17 protein-coding genes and 1 tRNA gene are annotated in these 16,957 nt (G+C 45.5%); 7 read left to right on the plus strand and 11 right to left on the minus strand.

Features of this window, described 5'->3' with window-relative positions:
- On the minus strand, positions 1-2,586 hold a 2,586-nt coding region (locus tag ACTJJS_RS28445), incomplete at its 3' end, for a non-ribosomal peptide synthetase (protein WP_440666901.1).
- A 730-nt stretch (positions 2,587-3,316) separates the two neighbouring features.
- Complete coding sequence (locus tag ACTJJS_RS28450; protein ID WP_440666903.1) at positions 3,317-4,366, minus strand: DUF6340 family protein; 1,050 nt, start codon at positions 4,364-4,366, stop codon at positions 3,317-3,319.
- 95 nt (positions 4,367-4,461) lie between these two features.
- On the opposite strand from ACTJJS_RS28450, the gene ACTJJS_RS28455 reads away from it, so the two are divergent.
- Complete coding sequence (locus ACTJJS_RS28455) at positions 4,462-4,860, plus strand: DUF5946 family protein (protein ID WP_440666905.1); 399 nt, start codon at positions 4,462-4,464, stop codon at positions 4,858-4,860.
- 75 nt (positions 4,861-4,935) lie between these two features.
- On the opposite strand, the gene ACTJJS_RS28460 is transcribed toward ACTJJS_RS28455, so the two are convergent.
- A complete protein-coding gene (locus tag ACTJJS_RS28460) occupies positions 4,936-5,391 on the minus strand; it encodes an N-acetyltransferase family protein (RefSeq protein WP_440666907.1) in 456 nt (151 codons plus the stop codon).
- 115 nt (positions 5,392-5,506) lie between these two features.
- Here ACTJJS_RS28460 and ACTJJS_RS28465 point away from each other — a divergent pair, with 115 nt between their 5' ends.
- Both ACTJJS_RS28465 and ACTJJS_RS28470 read left to right on the plus strand, forming a co-directional pair.
- Positions 5,507-6,103 (plus strand): Crp/Fnr family transcriptional regulator, encoded by a 597-nt coding sequence (locus ACTJJS_RS28465; RefSeq protein WP_440666908.1) that lies wholly within the window; start codon positions 5,507-5,509, stop codon positions 6,101-6,103.
- A 60-nt stretch (positions 6,104-6,163) separates the two neighbouring features.
- Complete coding sequence (locus ACTJJS_RS28470; protein ID WP_440666910.1) at positions 6,164-6,532, plus strand: DoxX family protein; 369 nt, start codon at positions 6,164-6,166, stop codon at positions 6,530-6,532.
- A gap of 373 nt (positions 6,533-6,905) precedes the next feature.
- Here the strand turns inward: ACTJJS_RS28470 and ACTJJS_RS28475 are convergent, their stop codons facing one another.
- The 5 genes from ACTJJS_RS28475 to ACTJJS_RS28495 form a co-directional block, all read right to left on the minus strand.
- On the minus strand, positions 6,906-7,667 hold the full coding sequence (locus ACTJJS_RS28475) for a PIN domain-containing protein (protein ID WP_440666912.1): 762 nt from the start codon (positions 7,665-7,667) through the stop codon (positions 6,906-6,908).
- Positions 7,668-7,680: 13 nt separating this feature from the next.
- On the minus strand, positions 7,681-7,998 hold the full coding sequence (locus ACTJJS_RS28480; protein WP_440666914.1) for a DUF6804 family protein: 318 nt from the start codon (positions 7,996-7,998) through the stop codon (positions 7,681-7,683).
- A gap of 402 nt (positions 7,999-8,400) precedes the next feature.
- On the minus strand, positions 8,401-8,787 hold the full coding sequence (locus ACTJJS_RS28485; RefSeq protein WP_440666915.1) for a hypothetical protein: 387 nt from the start codon (positions 8,785-8,787) through the stop codon (positions 8,401-8,403).
- Between the two features lie 132 nt (positions 8,788-8,919).
- Positions 8,920-9,549 (minus strand): hypothetical protein, encoded by a 630-nt coding sequence (locus ACTJJS_RS28490; protein WP_440666917.1) that lies wholly within the window; start codon positions 9,547-9,549, stop codon positions 8,920-8,922.
- Positions 9,533-9,877 carry a hypothetical protein gene (locus ACTJJS_RS28495; protein ID WP_440666919.1) on the minus strand — a complete coding sequence of 115 codons (345 nt, stop codon included), beginning with the start codon at positions 9,875-9,877 and terminating at the stop codon, positions 9,533-9,535. Before ACTJJS_RS28495 ends, ACTJJS_RS28490 begins: the two co-directional genes overlap by 17 nt.
- 605 nt (positions 9,878-10,482) lie before the next feature.
- On the opposite strand from ACTJJS_RS28495, the gene ACTJJS_RS28500 reads away from it, so the two are divergent.
- On the plus strand, positions 10,483-11,976 hold the full coding sequence (locus ACTJJS_RS28500) for a P-loop ATPase, Sll1717 family (RefSeq protein ID WP_440666920.1): 1,494 nt from the start codon (positions 10,483-10,485) through the stop codon (positions 11,974-11,976).
- A 389-nt stretch (positions 11,977-12,365) separates the two neighbouring features.
- Here the strand turns inward: ACTJJS_RS28500 and ACTJJS_RS28505 are convergent.
- The 3 genes from ACTJJS_RS28505 to ACTJJS_RS28515 form a co-directional block, all read right to left on the minus strand.
- Positions 12,366-12,438: transfer RNA gene (locus tag ACTJJS_RS28505), tRNA-Lys, on the minus strand.
- Between the two features lie 93 nt (positions 12,439-12,531).
- Positions 12,532-13,275 (minus strand): 23S rRNA pseudouridine(2604) synthase RluF, encoded by a 744-nt coding sequence (rluF, locus tag ACTJJS_RS28510; RefSeq protein ID WP_440666922.1) that lies wholly within the window; start codon positions 13,273-13,275, stop codon positions 12,532-12,534.
- Positions 13,276-13,302: 27 nt separating this feature from the next.
- Complete coding sequence (locus ACTJJS_RS28515) at positions 13,303-14,217, minus strand: SAM hydrolase/SAM-dependent halogenase family protein (RefSeq protein WP_440666924.1); 915 nt, start codon at positions 14,215-14,217, stop codon at positions 13,303-13,305.
- 105 nt (positions 14,218-14,322) lie between these two features.
- Between ACTJJS_RS28515 and ACTJJS_RS28520 the strand changes: the two genes are divergently transcribed.
- The 3 genes from ACTJJS_RS28520 (at position 14,323) to ACTJJS_RS28530 (ending at position 16,866) form a co-directional block, all read left to right on the plus strand.
- Entirely contained in the window at positions 14,323-15,192 is an 870-nt protein-coding gene (locus ACTJJS_RS28520; RefSeq protein ID WP_440666926.1) for a hypothetical protein, read from the plus strand.
- A 140-nt stretch (positions 15,193-15,332) separates the two neighbouring features.
- Positions 15,333-16,286, plus strand: a complete 954-nt coding sequence (locus ACTJJS_RS28525) for a quinone oxidoreductase family protein (RefSeq protein WP_440666928.1) — start codon at positions 15,333-15,335, stop codon at positions 16,284-16,286.
- Between the two features lie 91 nt (positions 16,287-16,377).
- Complete coding sequence (locus tag ACTJJS_RS28530; protein ID WP_168873803.1) at positions 16,378-16,866, plus strand: DinB family protein; 489 nt, start codon at positions 16,378-16,380, stop codon at positions 16,864-16,866.
- Positions 16,867-16,957: the final 91 nt, after the last annotated feature.

Consider the following 16,957-nt stretch of genomic DNA (forward strand, 5'->3'; position numbering starts at 1 on the left):
CTTCACCTGGTCGTCTATACGGCCCAGGTATTCGATGTTGCCATCAGGAAGCCAGCGCGCCAGATCGCCCGTTCTGTACAGCCGGCCACCTGACCCGTTAAAGGGATCTGTTATAAACCTTTCCGCCGTCAGTTCAGGGCGGTTCAGGTAACCGCGCGCCACCTGGACGCCACCTATATGCAGTTCACCCGCAACGCCCACCGGCAGCAGCTCTCCGCGCTCATTCAGGATGTGTATCTGTGTGTTCGATACCGGTTGACCTATCGGTATAATATTATTCTCAACATGACGCGGGGCATGCCAGCAGGTAACGTCTATCGCGGCCTCCGTTGGGCCGTAAAGGTTATATAACTCCGCACCGGGTATACGTAACTGCACATCGTGCACCTGCTGCGGCTTCAGGGCCTCGCCACTGCATATGATCCGGGTGAGCGGTAACGTTTCTGCATCGCCTACGCTGTCCAGGAAGACCTGCAACATGGATGGCACAAAATGGACAGTGCTGATATCATAACGCCGGATTGCTTCTTTCAGGTAATCGGCGTCTTTTTGTCCCTGCGGGCGCGCAAACACCAGACGGGCGCCGGTGATCAGCGGCCATAACAGTTCCCATACAGATACGTCAAAACTGAAGGTGGTTTTCTGCAGCACCCCTTCCCCTTCCTTCAAACCAAAGTAAGACTGTTTCCATAGCAATCTGTTTACTATGCCTCCGTGCTCATTCATCACTCCCTTGGGCTTGCCGGTGGAACCGGAAGTATATATCACATAGGCCAGGTGATGGCGCTGAAGACCGGCATCCATTGCAGTTGTCGGGAAACTGTCCAGCAGGTCCCCGGATTCATCCAGCAACAATATCTCCGGTGATATGTCCATTTCCCTGAGCGCCGCTTCCTGCCGGCTATCTGTTAGCAACAGGTTTGCTCCTGTGTCGGTTATCATAAACCGGATGCGCTCTGCAGGATAGTCAGGGTCTACCGGTACATAGGCACCGCCGGCCTTCAGGATGCCTACTATGCTGATGATCATATCCGGAGAGCGTTCCAGGCAAACGGGCACCAGCACGTCCGGCCCTACGCCTTTGGTGCGCAGGTAATGCGCCAACTGATTGGTACGCTTATCCAATTCCCGGTATGTCAGCACTTCTTCTTCAAACAGCACGGCGGGCGCATCAGGCGTCCGCAATGCCTGTGCAGCTATCAGATCTACCAGGGTAACATCTTCATACGGTACGGCGGTCCCGTTAAAACCATCCAGTAGTCGATGTTCCGCTTCCGGCACAACGTTTATATCGCCTACCTTGCAGTCCAGATGGTCATTGAATTGCTGCAGGATGAAAAACAAACGTTTTATCAGCAGCTGTATATCTTCCGCGGTAAAATATTGCGTATTAAAATCTATTCTGAGTTGCAATGGCTGTTGCTTGCCATAGTCCCGCCACCAAAGCTCCAGCGGGTATCTGCCATAACCGGTTGGTATGTCATAGGTTGATGCCTGTACATTATCGCCCAGGTCAAGCTCCAGGTTCAGCGCCGCATAGTTAACCACCACTTCCAGCAGATGATCGTCTGCCGCGTTGATTTTAAAATGGCGGCTCAGGTCTCCTATAAGATATTGCTGGTGGCGGTAGTCTTCCCGCTGGGAAACAGCGATCTCCCGGATCATTTCCAGGACAGTAAGGTCTGGTTTGTATTCACTTTTATAAGGTAATATGCTGGCAAACATCCCTATGATGCTCCGCAGTTGTTTGTTTCTGCGTTTATGCAATGGTGTTCCAACAAGCAATTCTAAAGCGCCGGCTGTACGGGCGAAATAAACCATTAAGGCCGCAATGCTGATCTGTTGCAGACTGCAGCCGGTTTCTGCGAGCAGTGAATCCAATGCCGTTATCATACCGGCATCGGGGTCTGTTATCACAGTACCGCTTTTATTGCCAGCTGTTGTTTGCAGCTGGTATCGTGGTTGGAATAATTTTCGGGGAACGGCTGTTATTTTGTTTTTCCAGTATGCAGCATCTTTTTGATAGGCATCGCTGTGATAGTAGCTATCTGCCCTGATGGCCTCTTCTCTGTAGGAAGGATAATCAAACGATATCTTCCTGCCCGCCATCAATGCTTTGTACTGGCTGCTGATATACTGATTTGCAGCGGAGATACCGAAACCATCCGTGATAAGATGATGGTATTTAAAGTAGTACCAGTATTCATCCTCTGATATTTTGAGGAGATATTGTTCAAACAGCAGGCTATTTTGGCTAATACTGAAAGGCGCATTTGTACGTGCCTCCATCCATTTCAGCGCGGTGCCACTCCCTTCATCGCTAAAATCCAGCATGGCCAGGTCCGCCTTACGGAAGTCATCGTCAAAACATACACCGGAAGCCTCCTGTGAGGGATCAAAACGCATACGGAACGCGTCAAATACTTCAGGCAGGGAACACACAACGGCAGTGAATTTTTCAACATCAAGGTGTCCCGTTATTTTCGTGTAACCACCAATGTTATAATAAGTGCTTTCTGTATTAATCAGCTGATCTTTATATACATCATACTGAGATGGATGTAATGGGCATAATACTCTTGTCATGGCTTTCTTTTTACGATCGAAATGGCTGTAAAAAAGTGATTGTAACTTGTGACAGATAGGAAATAGTAACGCATGCGGCATATTTTCCGCAGTATCAGAATGGCTATTTTGAGTTGGTGACGGTAAACAAATAGAGTTATTTCTTCAAATAGGCGATTTAGTTTTTATCAGATATAAGATATGGTTTTTATGCGCGGAGCTGTGCTGCTGACAAGCACAGTCGCCGTTTTCATGGCATGCGCCATCCATTTCCTGAATGGATACACCTCTCGCAGCAGTTTTCATAAGCGACTGCAACTATTTCAGCCAGCCGACTGAATAGCATAGTTGCCGGGCTCCCTGACAGTTAGTATCAGCGTATAACAAGTAACCTTCGTATCGTGTCATTTAAATGGGTCCCATTCAAGTCTGCTGCTGACCAATGGCGGCACATCCATGTATTAAAAAGCTGCAACCAATTTTCTAATCCGGCAGCATCGAATGCAGTAGGTACGAGCGTGAGAAAAGTGCTGTATCATTTTAGAAACGGGTATCTCTTTCATAAGACTGCGGTAAAGCATATTTAAATTAGATTTAGTTTCCCTTCATCTCCAGCGGCACCGGAGCTGGTGCATAATCTCTAAATTCCCTGCAAAATAAATTATTCAAAACGCAATGTAACATCAGTGAGAAAAAGTTCCACAATAAAATTCAGCGCCACGGATTGCAAAACAAACGAACTACCGCAATGCTACTCCCCCTCCTGCTGCTTCAGCACTTCATTGCCGGCCTGCCGGTTCTTCAGTAACCGGATATAGTTCAGCGCAAGCCGGTTATTATATTCCTCGTAAGCCTTCTGCGACCATTTAATCGCCAGGTCCAGTTCCCCGTTGATCTCACAGATGATAGCCATATTATAGCATGCCCTGCCGGCTACCGTGCGGTCAGGGTTTGTAGTTTCTTTTTTCCACAGCACCGCTGCGCCGTCCCAGTTGCCGGTTTGTGCTTTACGCCGGGCTATCCTGAAATTATCAGAGCCTTTCACATAGTAATCCCGGGTCACCCTTGTCCGATAAGGGATAATTCGCATGCCATAATTTTGTCCCGCCTGTATGCCCACTGTTTTTACCGCCTCTTTACGGTTGATCAGCGCCCCCGCAGCTGCCACGGGGTTAATGCCTCTGCCGGAGAATGTAAGTTCCCTGTTAAGAGCGAATTCATCCACAATATTCCTGCCGGCGGGATCATAGATGCGCCAGCCCGTTTTTACGCTTGTCAGCATGCTGGCCCGGTGCTCTATACCAGGCACATTACCCAGTGGGGTTTTCAAAGAAACCGGAATTGCCGCATAGCTGATCTTCGAGTCGGTATCAAACAGCTCCAGGGAAAAAAGGGCGTCCACCTGATATTCCCGGCATATTTTATCTACGGTTTCCCAGGAAAGCGGTGCAGAAAAAAGTCCTGGTGCATTGGTGGTCAAGTCCAGCTCACCCAGCGCTTTTACCTCATTGAAACGGTTGTTCTTCCGTAGTTCGTCTGCCAGTCCGCCTACGCTGCTCTGTGCCCCTTCTTTGTCCAGCTGTGCTCCTTCCAGGCTAAATATCCTGTCCACGACATCTATTGCTTTGTTTTGCGGGTTAATGGTGGTCCTGTTCACTACACCGGCAGATTTCACATAAGCCGGTATGGTTACGGGCGCAGGCTTCAATACGTTAAGGTAAACCAGCTCGGTAGTAGCTTTGCAGGAAACGAAGGTGGCGGCTGCCAGCGTGATGAGCAGCAGGTGTGTTTTTGTAGGCATAGGATCGTGGTTGTCTCTCGTGTTGCTAGTATTCGGGGATGAATTTACATATAAAAAAATATTTATGCTATTTTTAATGCGTTATTGTACTTAAAATGGAAAGAAAGATCACCATAGAAGAATTGTGGAAACAAAAGTTTTATGATTGCCTCACAATTGAATTTTCCATTCCAGCCTATTTTGAAGTGCATCATTTGCTTGTCATCACCTATATGTTGCAGGCAGATGGTTATAGTCCTGCATATTTTCCCGAAGCAGTCAAATTACTGGAAGGTTTTCTTTATGAAGAAGTATCTCCGAAACAGTTGATTAAAACGAATCAAAGCTCCGCCGGCGGCATTGAAAACAGGCAGCAAAGAAATTTGGACCGATTTGACTGGGAAACAGATATACTGAGTATAAGAACGGAGGATGCCACCTCCTACTGCCAGGATGTTCGAAATTGGGCTGAGAATGTTTTACGAATAATAAAAAGAACAAACTCAAAAGTATAAACGGCTCTGCAAGGGAACATTTTTCCCGGCGTCGCAGATGCATCGCCGCTGAGTCTCATAGTAGCCCGTGCTGTGTCATAACAGCTTACGATACACTATAAAGCCCGACTGTTCGGCCAATTTATCATACAACCGCCTCGCCGTATGGTTTGTTTCCTGTGTTTGCCAATAGACCCTGGAACACCCGTTTTCCTTAGCAACGTTATACACCGCTTCAATGAGTTTTCGGGCAACGCCACTCCCCCGGCATTCCTGCGATACAAATAAATCCTGCAGATAGCAGCTTGGTTCTACAGTTATAGTACTGCGATGATAAAGGAAGTGCGAAAGCCCTATAAGCCTTCCATTAGTCTCCGCAACCAGGGCATGGACCGGCTCATAAACATCAAAAAAACGGGTCCATGTAGTCCGGGAAATCAGCGGGTCCAGCATTTTATCTCCCCCTCGCCCATAAAATTCATTATAGCCTTCCCACAAGGCAAGCCATTGTTCAAAATCTTCCTGATACAGGTTTCGTATAGTAAATTCCATAACTAAAGATAAATAAATCGGTTAAACGATTCCGTTTGATGCGATAATTTAGCGGATGTTTTCTTCCTTCCGTTTCTGACGTGTCTATATAAACTTATGGTTTAATTTTACTACTATGCAAGCTCCGATTTACGATCCGCACCTGAATGATTTTTTTGATGTGATTAAAACGTTCATCACGCTTTCCGCCGACAGCAAACTGTCGATGGCAGGCATTCTTAAAAAGGCTTCTTTTCCCAAGGGCCACCATCTGCTGGAAGCTGGATCGGTATGCCGGCATGTGTATTTTATAGAAAAAGGGCTTACCAGGACCTACTACACAAAAGATGGAAAGGATGTAACCGACTGGATCAGTGTAGAAAAAACCTTTGCCACATCTATCGTCAGTTTTATTACCGGTTTGCCGGACATACGCAGTATAGAACTGCTGGAACCAACGGTATTATGGACCATTGGTCATGATGATCTGCAAAGATTATATGATGAAAACCATGAAATAGAGCGTTTCGGACGATTGTTGGTAAGCTACGGGCTGGTACAAATGCAACAACGTTTTGACGATCTCCACTTTGCCACCGCCCGGGAGCGCTACCGGAAACTGATGGAACAAACACCCTCCATTGTACAGCGGGTGCCACTAGGGATGGTGGCTTCCTACCTGGGCATTACACCAGAGACATTGAGCCGTATCCGTGCGGATTATACTATTTGATAAATGTCAAGAGAAAAAAGCTGTGAAGTACCAAACTTTGTGGTATAAAACTAAAAGGTTATGAACACGCTTTTATGGATCGCACAAGGCTTACTGGCAGCCGTTTTCGGCTATTCCGGCATTATGAAATCCACCCAAAAAAGAGACAAACTGGTGCAGATAGGTCAAACGGGGGTGGCCAGCTTATCCTATCCGGTTATCCGACTTATTGGTATTACGGAAATATTGGGCGCGATTGGTGTCATCGTCCCCGTGGCCATTGGTATACTGCCATTGCTGACTTCTTTTTCCGCCTTGGGTTTTGCAGTGATCATGATGATGGCTGCTCCCATACACTACAAACGCAGCGAATACGCTGCCATGGCTTTTAACATATTCCTGCTGCTACTATCACTGGGGGTGATGGTACTACGTTTTCCAAAGCACTGATTACGTTAGCTATTTTTAAGCTGCCGCGTTATAATGGACATTTTGTTTCTTGGTAAAAGCTGATTAACCTCTATAAAGTACGGGAAAGAAATCGAGGTTATAAAAGGAACTCAACCAAACGCTTGACTAAAAACTGCCGTTTTATTTTAATATTTTCTGGTATCAAACAATCGTTGTAATAGCTTATCTCGTTTCTAGATAAAAAATTAAAATAGAACTTAGCCGTCTATTTCATATTATCCATTCTCATTAAATTTAGTTGTTCGAGAGTAAATTCTATCAATAGATAATTATGTAACTTTTAGTATCTCGTCTGATGACCAGTGCAAAGAAAAGCAAGGTTCGATAGTCGCCACGCAGACTTACCAAAACATTAATAGAACTTTAGAAGTGTGGCCACTATCTCATCCGGATTGGACATTATTTTTAATCCTAAAAGTTTCCATATCTCTTCTTTAGCCCGATTAAAATCCTGGTCGAAAGTTAAAAAATAGGTACATCCGAAATGTTCTGCCACTAATAAATGCATAATATCTGCCATTCCAATCTGATATTTCGAGAGTAATAGGATTTTTCCAATTTTATCTCGGTCTGTTAGTGAAAAATTTACAATATCAACTAGTTTACACCCCTCTATCCATAGTTGATCGCCACCACAACATTCAGGCAATACTCCAAACAATCTCATTCCAAGATTCCACAATACCGAATCCAGGCTTTCGTCTGGATCTTCCATGAAATCACTATAAATTCCCCTGGCCATTCTTCCAAGCTCTTTTGAGTTAGTCCGCTGCGCCCGCCTTGCACTGGTAGCCTCAGACAGAGCACCTAGCAGGCCTTCCCTAGTTTTTACTTCAACGTACTCCATGGTACATAGGGTGCTATAGCATAGTCCCATGTAATCTAGTTCAAATGCCTTCTGGGCAATCTTCAAAAGCTGTCGGGTTTTACCACGACTATTATTGCAATATTTTCGGACAATATCTGTTTCTGTTAATCGACTACTAGAATTATCATGAAGCGACGACAAATATTCTGCCTCTGAATCTTCCAGTTCCATCAGGAAAGATGTATCACAATAAGATGTTGGACACCTGTCTTCAGCCGCTTTTTCTTCAAGATCTGATATATGCATGCTATAGTTATTTCTAGTTTCCCCTATTAATGTTCCGAAGATCGGCTAACAGCGATCCTAATATAATCACGATCCAGACGACATCGACAAAGTGCCATAACGCTCTCCCCAGTACTGGCTTTATCCATGGATTAATGAGCAGCGCCGAAACTGCCCAGACAATCCCTAAATTAGTATGTCGTCTAGCAAAAGCGTCTAGACAAAACAATAGGAAAAGGATAAAGGAGACGTACCTAAACAAAACATAGTACTGATAAGGCATTCGAAGTAAACAAATGCCACATAAAACAATCAGTATTAGCTTGAGTAACCAAATCAGGTACCTGCTCACAATTTATTATTTTAGCGGTATAAATAATCCCCGATCCTTATCATATAGCTTTATCTCCAAGGGAATACTAACCGCCTTACCAACCCGTAGTATGTACTCCTGTAGAGAGCTAGACAGTGCAATGAAAGGCAGTACCACATACAAATGATCAATGTGGATCTCCCTCTCCCAGAAAGCATAATCGACTAGCTAGCCAATCACTTTCCGGAGCGCTGTTCTAAGGTCAGCCCGTGTCTTAATCTCGTATATATCATAGCGATTCCTCTCTTTTTTCACCACAACATCTACCAGCCTTCCCAAAGCTTACATTATCGCAGCCAATGTTATTCTTGTGAATCCCTTTTGTAGCAAATACTCTACAACGCCACTTCCATATCATTATGCACCCCTCTACGCTGGTCACTATTGCAGAAGTCTCCCCCTTGTAACCTCTCCTCCATCCATAGGGGGTAGATAATTAAATTGGAACGCTACAGGACCACCAGCAACTTCCAGCAATTCTCGTAACTCTGGGATAATCTTCATGGCAAGGGATCTCCTATAGCTGCCCGCAAAGCAGTCACTATTCATTAATACAGGTTGAGCAAACAGCTCCTTATCGGTCACTTTAAATCTGACGTTAGGCAAAAAAGGCCTTCTCTTTAGGTAAGTATAGTCAGTTCCATCTCCGTCGCCTGGTCGCTGCCAAGATCCATTCCTAGCAATACGCGCCGCAATGTCGCTAGCAGATAAGGCTACCGGAGCAGCTTTGGTAGTTTCGGCGATGACTTCATGTAATTTATTCTGCATGACGGGTCATTGGGATTTTGCTGATTTTCTACTCCCGACAATATAAACATTAATAGGCAGAGATATTAACCACCAGTACCATCCACTTTGTTCAGTTTTCATATGGAATTCAGCATGATATGAATTTTCCTCTCACTTCGCCATATGCTTGCTATAATAGAACCAGATGGCGTTATCTAATTCGTTTACCTGGTTTACCGGCCATTGTAACCTTTCCATCATCTGGATATACTCACTATAAAACGTACTAAAGGGAGTTTCCCGCTTATGGAAGTGCCCCTTTCTCTTAAGGATTATCTGCTCCATAAATTGATTCACCCGGCCGTCTAAAATGGGATATTGGGAATTAAGCTGATGAAATACCTTTGTGGTAAAAGAATAAGTCCCCCGATCTATTTTATCATGTAATAACTCGCGGAGGTGCTCCACCTTCTTGGTATCTACTTTACCGCCTTGTTTTTCTTTTTTTAAACAAATTTCCTCGTCATCCCATGCCGCTTCCAAGACTTTGGCAATGCGAATAATCACTTTACCCCAGGTATTGAGTGTTCTCCGGTCTTGATTTACGGCAGCTTGTAATCTTGTACTATAGAAATAATTAATACAGCTGGTAAATATGATAAAATTATCCTCACTGGGCGTTTGCCGTATATCTTTTACCAATCTTGCCAGTACCATATCGTTAAGCTTCCCAAGCCGGCATACATCTGAGTCACTATATTCGTTATAAGCCTTGTTTAGTTGGTTAATTAGTCTTTTCATAGAAATTGGGTTCAAAGAATATATGCTGCTGTCTTACCAGGCTTTCAGAAACAAAGTAGACGGCTATACCGAGGGATTTCAAAAGATGAGCAACTTGCTCAATTTTCTTTACGTGATCTTGGTTATCCGGTAGAGCAATGGCGTACCTAACCCATCGGCTGCTATTGTACAGTAAATTCATTTGTTTCAAGCAGGGGATTACCGTCACGGCAATGTGCTTTTTTGCTTGGTCCGAAGAAAAGCCTTTTTCAAACCGAGCACTTCCTCCTCTGACACTGGTCGCGCCCTTGACTCCAATATAAAGCTCTTCGTTATCTAGCTCTGCCACTAGATCTATCCCTTTCCCTTCTGTAAGGCATTACTCTTGATAACATACCTTAGGTTCACTAAATAACCAGCCAGCAAGTCGACGATCTCGTTTTCGTTAAGCATCGATAAACATTTAAGTGTTAAACATAAATCCTGTCACACCATCTTTCCTCCCTTATGCTTTAGCGCTGTATCGTAATATCAATTGAAAAGGCGAACAGGCAATAAACAAGAAGTTTATTAAAAGCGCCAACAAACCCAGGCCATAGCTATTGTGGGTAATGGCGCAATAGCAGCTGATTATAGCCTGAATTAAGGGGAAGATCAAAAATGGCAAAGGACACCAAACGCCGCAAAGTCTTTTTCATAGCACAACCTTTCCTATGAATATACAAAATACATTGAAATAAAATAAACATAACGAAAATAAATAATACATAAAGAATCCAAATAGAAGAAAGACAAGGAGTTTCAGATTCTTCTATTATTAGAAGAATCTGTGATCAAACAGAATTTTTTCAGGAAAGTTAACTTTATGGTCACAATAGCATATATTTATATATCTTAATAGTTCCGTAAGCATATTATCAATTCGCTCATATTATTCGCCCTGAATTAAATAACATGCAATACACCCAAACTCAACCAATCAGTTTTACAGACGAGATTGTACAGCAAATTTTTGGAAATGAGGCTGCAGAAGATGAAACATTCGACAGGCTTCAGTCATATTACTTAAAAGGAGACACGCACGAAAAGGTAGTCGCCGACTTACCTTTGAGAATTGTTGTCGGGCATAAAGGAATTGGGAAATCTGCAATCTTCAAAATTGCATTAAATGAAGACCTACAAAAGTCGCGACTGGCCATTTTAATTAAGCCTGACGATATTGCAGATTTAGGGAAAACCACTCAAGATCCTTTACAAACTATAAGAGACTGGAAAATAGGGCTAAATAAAATCATAGCGACCAAGGCTCTGGAATCTCTTGGAATGATGGATGAAACAGAACTCATGAGTTCCACCCTAAATTTAACTGGCAAATTATTGTCTTTTTTGACTGAAACATTCAAAAAGAAAATTGCAGAAAACTTGGACATACTTCCTACCCAAAGGAAAATTGTTGAAAAATTTTTACGTCACTCTAAGATCGTTATATACATTGATGACTTAGATCGTGGATGGCAAAGCAGAAAAGAAGACATAAATAGAATATCTGCTCTTTTAATTGCTGTTCGTGATATGAGTAGTGAGACACCGGGAATAAATTTCAAAATATCACTCCGCTCAGATGTTTATTACCTAGTTCGAACCTCAGACGAATCAACGGATAAAATCGAAAGTTCTGTAATATGGCATAAATGGACAAATCAAGAAATATTAATTCTTCTTATTAAGAGGATTGAATCTTTTTTCAATCGTAATGTTAATCTTGACATATTAAAACGGACTAAATCAAAACACCTAGCTCACTATCTTAATCCAATCTTTGATCCGCGTTTTAATAGTTCTGGTAGGTGGGAGAATATTCCAACATACAGAATGCTAATGTCTCTTATTAGACAAAGGCCCAGAGATTTAGTTAAACTATGCACGTTAGCAGCAAGAGACGCATATAATAAAAAGGACTCGCTTATTAGCACTATTCACTTTAAATCAATTTTTGAAGAGTATTCGCAAGGTCGTATGCAGGACACTATAAATGAGTATAAGTCTGAACTGCCTGCCATAGAGCGACTATTATTTGAAATGAAGCCAAGCGGTCAACAAGTAAAACAAGGAAAATGGTTCATATACAACACAAATGAACTGAGATCAAAACTGAGTAATATAATACAACATGGCACATTTACTTTTGCAAACGGTAAGCCTGCAATCAATACGGAATTAGCACAATTTTTATATAAGATAAATTTCATTACTGCAAGGAAAATTGTATTCTCTGATGACGGTATGCAAGAGATCAATAGAAAATATTTTGAAGAAAATAGATATTTGTCATCAAAATTTGTGGATTTCGGTTACGATTGGGAAGTACATCCAGCCTTTAGATGGGTATTGCAGCCTACTAATGTTTTGGATTTAATAAACGAAATAGGCAATTATAGTGATGATTAAAAATCAATTTTAGTTGATTATTGACACCGAAAATTTTAAGTAAAAGGCAGCAATTATTATATAGATAAGTTAATCCAAATAAAACATGTCAACACGAAACGAAAATTCGTACTTTGATAGACTTGCCAATAGACCCAAAAGAGCGTTGGAACCGTCCAGTGATCATTGTGGTTCCAACAGCAAAAATTGTTTTCCCTATTTCTTTACCTAATCCCATAACAGTGATTGAGTGTGTAAACCTCAATACGTATATTTTGTATCTTAGTAAAAGCTGATTAACCTGTATAAAATACAGAAAAGAAATCGGGGGTTATACAAAAGGGACTCGACTAAACCCTCAACTAAAAAAGCAAAACCCCGCGACTAGCGCGAGGTTTCTAAGTTGTTTGTGATCCCGCTGGGACTCGAACCCAGGGCCCATACATTAAAAGTGTATTGCTCTACCAACTGAGCTACGGAATCTTTTGCTGTAAAGCGGGTGCAAAAATAGGAATTAATTCTTCACTTCCAAATTTTCAGCAAAAAAAAATTTCAACTAACGCGATAGTATACACGCTATTCGTCCATTCCGCCGCTGTTGTCACCGGGGGCAGTTTTACTGCTGGAAGCCACCATGGCATTGATACTGGTGATTTCTTCCTTGGTGAAATAACGCCATTTGCCGGGCGCCAGATCTTTCAGCGTCATATTCATGATACGCGTCCGTTTCAGGGTGACTACCTTATACCCCAGCACTTCGCACATGCGGCGGATTTGGCGGTTAAGGCCCTGGGTGAGGATAATACGGAACCTGTCCGTTCCCTCTTGCTGCACGAAACACTTCTGCGTAACGGTGCCCAGTATCTTCACGCCGTTGCGCATGGCTTTGATAAACTCCATGGTGACGGGCTTATCAACGGACACGATGTATTCTTTTTCATGCTGATTACCGGCGCGAAGGATTTTATTCACGATATCACCGTCGTTCGTCAGGAAGATCAATCCTTCGGAGAGCTTGTCCAGCCGGCCGATAGGGAATATCCTCGACGGGAAGTTCATAAAGTCGATGATATTGGTTTTATCTTTCAGGTCGGTGGTGCAGGTGATGCCTTTCGGTTTATTCAGCGCGATGTATACGGTCGTTTTTTTCTTCTTCAGCGGCTCTCCGTCAACTTCCACCACATCGCCGGCCTTCACACGGTTGCCTTTGGACGCGATGTTATCATTGATGGTAACGCGGCCCTGTTCTATATATTTATCAGCCTCCCGCCGGCTGCAGAAGCCGGTCTCACTGATGTATTTGTTGATACTGATATCCATAATGGGACGCAAATTACTTAAAAGGATTTAATTCCGTTTAGGAAGCAGTTTCACGGCTACGCTCCAGTCGCTGCCGCTGCCGATATGGTATGCCGCTGCGAGGTTGCCCATATTCAGCGCAAAAGACAGCTGCATCAGGCTGTTGAGGTATGCGAGCGGCTTGCCTTCCGGCACCGCGCCGAAAGTCTCGCTATAAGGCGCCTGCAGGGTGGTCACGGCCTGCTGATGGTGGTAAAACGTGACTTCCATCATATCCCCGTATTTCGGCCGCAACTCTTCCAGCAAAGCGGCGTCGATGTTCGTCCACACGTTGCCGTATTGGATATCCAGGATGGGGATATTGCCTTTTACTACCTGTCCTTCGCGGACGGCCTTTTGAAACGGCAGCGTCACCACGCTGGCGGGCAATACCGGGCCAACCTGCTCAAAGGTGATAGTGCCGGATGCCAGCCGGGCGGCGGTATAGGCGTATACATCGCGGCCATGGAAGGTGTATGACTTACCGGAGCCTTTCCTGCGGTTGACCGCTTCGTTGATCTCCCGCAGCTCGGAAACACCCTCAGATGCTGCCACCAGCGTCAGGGTACCGTTATCGGGGGTGACGATAAAATGGCCCTTGCGTGTTTTCAGGACGACCGACTTGCGGCTGGTGCCTACGCCGGGGTCTACGACAGACACAAAAACCGTCCCTTCCGGCCAGTAGGGCACGGTCTGTTCCAGGCGAAAAGCGGCTTCCCATATGTTGTACGCCGGTATCTCATGGGTCAGGTCGTATAGTTTGAGATCGGTGGATACGCCGTTGGCCACGCCTTTCATGGCGGAAACGGCGCCGTCTTTTAACCCGAAATCAGACTGGAACACGACGATCTTATTTTGTGCCTGTACCGCCTGCGCCAGCGATAGCGCTACCAGGGCCAGACCATATACATTGATTTTTTTCATGGGGAGATCATGCTTATACAAAACAAATTTAATAGCTTTCGGGACAAACTGGTGCATCAGCATGACTACTGAAAAGATGTAAATTCAATGCTTACCCGACAGACCATGGAAAAACAACCACGTGATTACAGCACCATCAGCCCCTCCGCCAAAGCATTACTGCTGATGAAAGGGTTGACAGATATCCCTTTTGCCCGCGAAGCAGCACAACTGATGCTGGCACCGGAGCCCTATGTCCCTGATTATGATAAAAAAGAACCGTGGTACTGGGGACGGGTGGTGCATTTTGAAAACCGCTACCACAGCATCGATCAGCTGCTACAGGGAATAGCGCACCAAAATATCCTTGAACTGTCTTCCGGCTTCTCTTTCCGGGGACTGGCCGCGGTACAGCAACAACTCATACATTATATCGATACCGACCTGCCCGATCTGATCGTTACCAAACAACGGTTCCTCCACGATCTGCTGCTGCACCTCCCGCCAGCCAAAGGCCAACTGGACACCCTCCCGCTGAACGCGCTCGATGAGCAGCAGTTCATGGCCGTCACCAGCCGCTTCGCGGATGGCCCCCTCGCTATTGTGAACGAAGGCCTGCTCATGTACCTCGATCAACAGGAAAAAAGCCTGCTTTGCAGCCTGATACGTAAAACACTGGAAGCACGCGGCGGATACTGGATAACGGCAGACGTCTATATAAAACGCAACTACGAGTCTGACCAGGCTTCCGGTACGGAAGATCAGCTCACCAGCTTTTTTGCCCAACATCGCATCAACGACAATATGTTTGATAATTTTGACGCCGCCGCCGCTTTTTTCCATGAAGAAGGCTTTGAGATAGATAAAGAAGCCCGGACAGACTACAGCCGGCTCACCACTTTTAATCATCTGCTGAAAAACACCGACCCGGCCATGCTGGAGAAAATGCGCCAGCGCGGCAAAACTCAGGCCACCTGGCGGCTACGCCTCCGATAACACGCTAAAACAGATCTCCGGACCATAAAAGGACGGCGCTAAAGAAAATCTGACGAAAAAACAAGTCCCTTTCATGGATGAAACACATGGTGTGGCATCAGGCACGATGCACCATCTTTGTATCATCTAAACAAAATCACATGAAAGCAGTTACCCTTAACGCTTACGGCACGCCAGAAGTGCTGGAAGTGACTGAACAGCCCATGCCTGCTCCCGCTCCGCATGAAGTGATCGTGAAAGTACAGGCCGTGGGCGTAAATTATGCCGACCTCCTCGTCCGCCAGGGCATATACCCTTTTATCCCGCAGTTCCCGGCCGTATTGCCCGGGGAAGTCAGCGGCATCATTGCCCAAACTGGCACCGAAGTACAGCACCTGCGACCTGGTCAACGGGTAACAGGCTACGCTCCTGCCGGATACGCTGCCTATGCCGCTATCCCCGCGGCCGGCCTCACCCTGCTGCCAGACCGGATAGCGCCGGCTGCCGGACTGCTCACCCATTCCCTGACAGCGCAGCACCTGCTGGAACAAACCAGCGGATACCGCTCTGTGGTGATCACTGCCGCCGCCGGTGGCGTAGGCTCCCAGGCCGTACAACTGGCAAAGATCAAAGGAGTGCCACAGATTATCGCACTTACCGGCAGCGAAGCCAAACAGGCATATGTCCGCTCCCTCGGCGCCACCCATGCCATCAATTACCGTGATACGGACTGGCTCCGGCAACTGACAGACATCGCCGGCCCGCAGGGCGTAGATCTCATCCTGGACGCGACAGGCGGCAATACGCCGGCTCAACTGCTATCGGTCCTGGCCGTTAACGGCACACTGATCGTTTATGGCAACAGCTCCGGGCAACCCACCTCCATTAATCCGCAGGAACTCATCATGAAATCCGCCCGCATTGTCGGGTCAACAGTATATAATATTCCGCCTGCCCAGCGACAGGAATGGAGCGATTACCTGGTGAACCTGATCGCTACCGGCCAGTTGCAGGCGCAGATCAACAGCTATCCGTTTACCGACGCAGCCCGCGCCCACAGCGACATGGCAAACCGCCGTAACACCGGCCGGACCGTTCTTTCTTTCCCGGAATAAACTTTTTTTCAACCCTGCTGACATAAGGTTGTCACTCCCCCCTGTTATCTTTGGACCATCAACATTATAAACATCTAAAGAAAACAGACATATGGAAAACACTATCATCGCGAAACCATTGACAGCCATTTCCAGCGCCGATCTGCTGGACCACTACCAGGGACACCGCCGCCTTACCCGCCGCCTGCTGGAAGGTTTTCCGGAAGACCGCTTTTTTGACTACTCCATCGGCGGCATGCGCTCTGTGGCAGCATTGGCCATGGAACAGATCAACGTTTCCGGCATGGGCGTGACCGGCGCGGCCACCCGCAACTGGAATACTATCGCTAAAAAAAATCAACCTGCCACCAAACAGGAAATCCTCGATATGTGGGACGAAAATACCCGGTTGATCAATGAATATTGGCCGATGATCACCGAAGAACGTTTCCTCGAAACCGATAAAGCATTCGGCATGTACGAAGGCGTGGTGATCAACCTGGTACTGTATTTTATCGATAATGAAATACACCACCGCGGACAGATATACGTTTATTACCGTTCCCTGGGATTGGAGCCGGCGCCCTTCTATGAGCGCTAAGCGACATTGAAAGGATGACAGGATTTTTCGCAGGCGTTTTGACTTACCGTCAAAAAACAGGAACTTTGTGTTCGTTTTAACCCTCCTGCGA

The sequence above is a fragment of the Chitinophaga sp. 22308 genome, from assembly GCF_052045305.1.
Taxonomy (GTDB): Bacteria; Bacteroidota; Bacteroidia; order Chitinophagales; family Chitinophagaceae; genus Chitinophaga; species Chitinophaga varians_A.